Source organism: Mesorhizobium sp. M2A.F.Ca.ET.037.01.1.1, from assembly GCF_003998075.1.
Taxonomy (GTDB): Bacteria; Pseudomonadota; Alphaproteobacteria; order Rhizobiales; family Rhizobiaceae; genus Mesorhizobium.
In genome coordinates, this window is sequence record NZ_RZSA01000798.1 from 1 (window position 1) to 3,131 (window position 3,131).

Annotated in this window: 3 protein-coding genes; all 3 read right to left on the minus strand. The window is 65.6% G+C overall.

The annotated features are described in order from the left end of the window. Positions 1 to 694 (minus strand): efflux RND transporter permease subunit (locus tag EOA27_RS29165; RefSeq protein ID WP_145970597.1); only part of this gene is annotated, 694 nt, incomplete at its 3' end. Continuing rightward, positions 694 to 1,767, minus strand: coding sequence for an efflux RND transporter periplasmic adaptor subunit (locus tag EOA27_RS29170; RefSeq protein WP_127257847.1), 1,074 nt, complete (start codon positions 1,765 to 1,767; stop codon positions 694 to 696). The genes EOA27_RS29165 and EOA27_RS29170, both read right to left, overlap by 1 nt. Beyond that, the gene (locus tag EOA27_RS29175) at positions 1,764 to 2,828 is read right to left on the minus strand and encodes an efflux RND transporter periplasmic adaptor subunit (RefSeq protein WP_245463177.1); all 1,065 of its coding nucleotides are present in this window, start codon (positions 2,826 to 2,828) and stop codon (positions 1,764 to 1,766) included. The genes EOA27_RS29170 and EOA27_RS29175 overlap by 4 nt, the downstream gene beginning before the upstream one ends. Positions 2,829 to 3,131: the final 303 nt, after the last annotated feature.

Genomic DNA, 3,131 nt, shown 5'->3' on the forward strand with positions numbered 1-3,131 from the left:
CGCTGATCCGCTCCGGCCCGGACTGGATGACGCCGGACGGCGTGATCGCGTTCTGCGCCTGCAGGCTGGCCACGATTTGCTGCTGGTTGAGGCCGAGCGCCGCGATCTGGCGCGTCGAGAACTCGAGATAGATGGCCTCGTCCTGCGCGCCGACCAGATCGACCTTGCCGGCATTCGGCACAGTCAGGATCTTGGTGCGGACATCTTCGACATAGTCGCGCAGCTGGCGTGGCGTCAGCCCGTCGGCGGTGAAGGCATAGATGTTGCCGTAGACGTCGCCGAAGCGGTCGTTGAAGAACGGTCCCTGCACGCCCTGCGGAAGCTGCGCCTTGATGTCGTTGACCATGTTGCGCACCTGAAGCCAGTTCGGCACGACGTCGCGCGCCTTGGTGGTGTCCTTCAGGTTGAGGAAGACGACCGTTTGGCCGGCAGTGGTGACCGATTTGGTGTAGTCGAGGCTGTCGAGCTCCTCGAGCTTTTTCTCGATGCGGTCGGTCACCTGCTGCACCGTCTCCTTGACCGAAGCGCCCGGCCAGTTGGCCTGGATGATCATGGTCTTGATGGTGAAGGCGGGATCTTCCTCGCGACCAAGATTGAGATAGGAGAAGATGCCGGCCACCACGAAGACCAGCATGAAATACCAGACCATGGAGCGGTGACTGAGCGCCCAGTCGGAGAGGTTGAAGCCCTTCATCAGACACCGCCCTCCGGCACTTTGACCTTCTGGCCTTCGGCGAGGCTGTGGACGCCGGCTGTGACGACGCGCATGCCGGCCTCGAGCCCTCCGGCCTCCGTGAAGCTGCCGCCGCTCTTGGACGCGACCTTGATCTCGCGCGCGCTCACGCTGGAGGATTGCGGATCGACGATCCAGACTTTCTCAGAGCCGTCTTTTTCGAGCAGCGCCGATATCGGCAGTTCGATCGTCGGGTCCACCTTGGTCATACGCGTCGCGGTGATCGTCGAGCCCAGGCGGAACGCTGTCGGCGGATCGACCAGCGTCAGCTTCACGCGCCTTGTGCGCGTGGCGCCTTCCGACTGCGGCGCGATCTCGCGCAGCCTCGCCTGTGTCTTGATCGTCGGCAGCGATTGCAGGACCACCTCGAAGGGCATGCCGACGGTGAGGTCGCCGGTCAGCTGATCGGGGATGTCGACCACCGCCTCGCGCGGGTCGGTACGCGCCACGGTGACGACGGTCTGTCCGGCCGAAACCGTCTGGCCGACCTCGGCGCCGGTAGCGGTGACGACGCCGTCGAAATCGGAGAACAGCCGCGCATAGCCAAGCTGCTCCTGCGACTTGGCCAAAGCGGCATTGGCGCGCTCGACGCCGGCTTCCGCCGCCTGCCGCGCCTGTTTCGCGGCGTCGAATGTCGCCTGCGATGTGTTGGCCGAGGCCAGCAGCTGGCGCTGGCGATCCTCGCTGGCGGCGGCGTTGATGAACTGCGCCTGCGCGTTCGACAGATCGGCTTTCGACGCCTGGACGGCAAGCTCCAGCGCCGTCGGATCGAGCGCCGCGATCGTCGTACCCTTGGTGACGAGGTCGCCGACCTTGACGTCGCGCGAGACGACGCGGCCGAGCAGCCGGAAGGCGAGGTCGGCACTGTATTGCGGCTCGACCGAACCGGCGAAGCCGAAGGTCTCGACGGTCTTCGGCTCGATCACAACAGACAGGACAGGCCGGATGACCTCCGGCGGCTTCTCTTCCGAGCGCGAGCAGGCGGCGAGCGCGGCTAGGACAAGCAGGGGAGCGACGTGCCGCAACCGGTTCATTGGCTGGCTCCAGCGATCTCGACCGTTTGTCCGGGGCTGAGCAACTGTCCGCCGGCGGTAACGACGCTCTGTCCTTCCTGCAATCCCTTGTCGACGGCGATGATGCCTGAATCGAAGGCGAGCACCTCGACCGGCGTCTCCGTCACCGCCTTGCTCGACGGATCGATCACCCAGACGGCGGGCTTGCCGGTGGCGGATGTCAGAGCCTGCCAGGGCAACAGAATGGCCCTGACCGGCTTGGCGCTGACCGTGCCGATCACGGCCGCGCCCAACGGCATGCCGGCCGGCGTGTCAGGGATGCCGACCTTGACCCGGATCGATCCGGACTGGGTGTCGACCGCCGGCGAAATCTCGCGAACCTTGCCGACCGCGCGCACCTGCGGGTCGGACAGCAGCGTGATCGTCACCGCGGGCGAGGGCGGGGTCTGGGCAACCAGCGTCTCGTGCACGTTGAAGACAGCGTCGCGGTCGCCGTCCTCGGCGATGGTGAACACGGTCTGCGCCGCTTGCACCACCTGCCCGGCCTCGACCTGGCGCGCCGTGATGACGCCGGCAGCCCCCGCCTTGAGCTCGGTGTAGGAAAGGTTTTCCTTGGCATTGGCGAGGGCGCTTTGCGCCGCGTCGACGCTGCCTTGCGCCACTTTCAGGGCCTGGTCCGCGCTGTCGAAATCCCGCCTCGTCGTGAAACCCTGCGAAAGCAGCGTCTTTTGCCGTTGGTAGGTGGCCTCGGCCTGGGTGAGCTGCGCCTGCGCCGCGTCGAGATCGGCCTGGGCCGAGCGCAGGTCCGACTCCTGTTCCTGCGGGTCTATGCGCGCAAGCACCGCACCCTGGTCGACATGCTGGCCGACATCGACCAGACGCTCGGCGACCCGGCCGCCGACGCGGAACGACAGATTGTTGAGCGTGCGTGCGGCGATCACCCCGGTCAGCGAGGTTCGCGGCGCGTAGTCGGCGAGGGCGACCGTTTGCGTCGTCACCACCACCGGCAATTTCTTTTCCGCCGCCTGCTGCTTCTGGCAGCCGGCCGCCGAAATCGCCGCGCCGGCGCAGACGAGCAGCAACAACGTTTTTGAACGAAAAGGATGGCGGTGTGGCGAAGACGGCAAGGCGGACGATGTCGCTTTCCTGCTCATGGTTCCCCTCAAGCCGTGGGGGCCGCTGCCGCCGGCGGCACGTCGCGGATGAAATGAGATTAATCCATCGGCGGGAAAAGGAAACTCTTTCCGGGGCGTGTTTCGTCAGCCTGGTTAAGGGCATTCTCGCAGGCCCAATCGACTGGGCCATGGTGCCGACTTGAGCAAAACATGAAATAAGGCCAGAAGGGATTTCAACGGCATCAAACGAGAACGGGCCCAATCTCGATG

What these genes read in the sequence shown, in the direction of transcription:
- EOA27_RS29170 (WP_127257847.1), bottom strand. Translation starts at nt 1,767, where the DNA reads ATGAACCGGTTGCGGCACGTCGCTCCCCTGCTTGTCCTAGCCGCGCTC.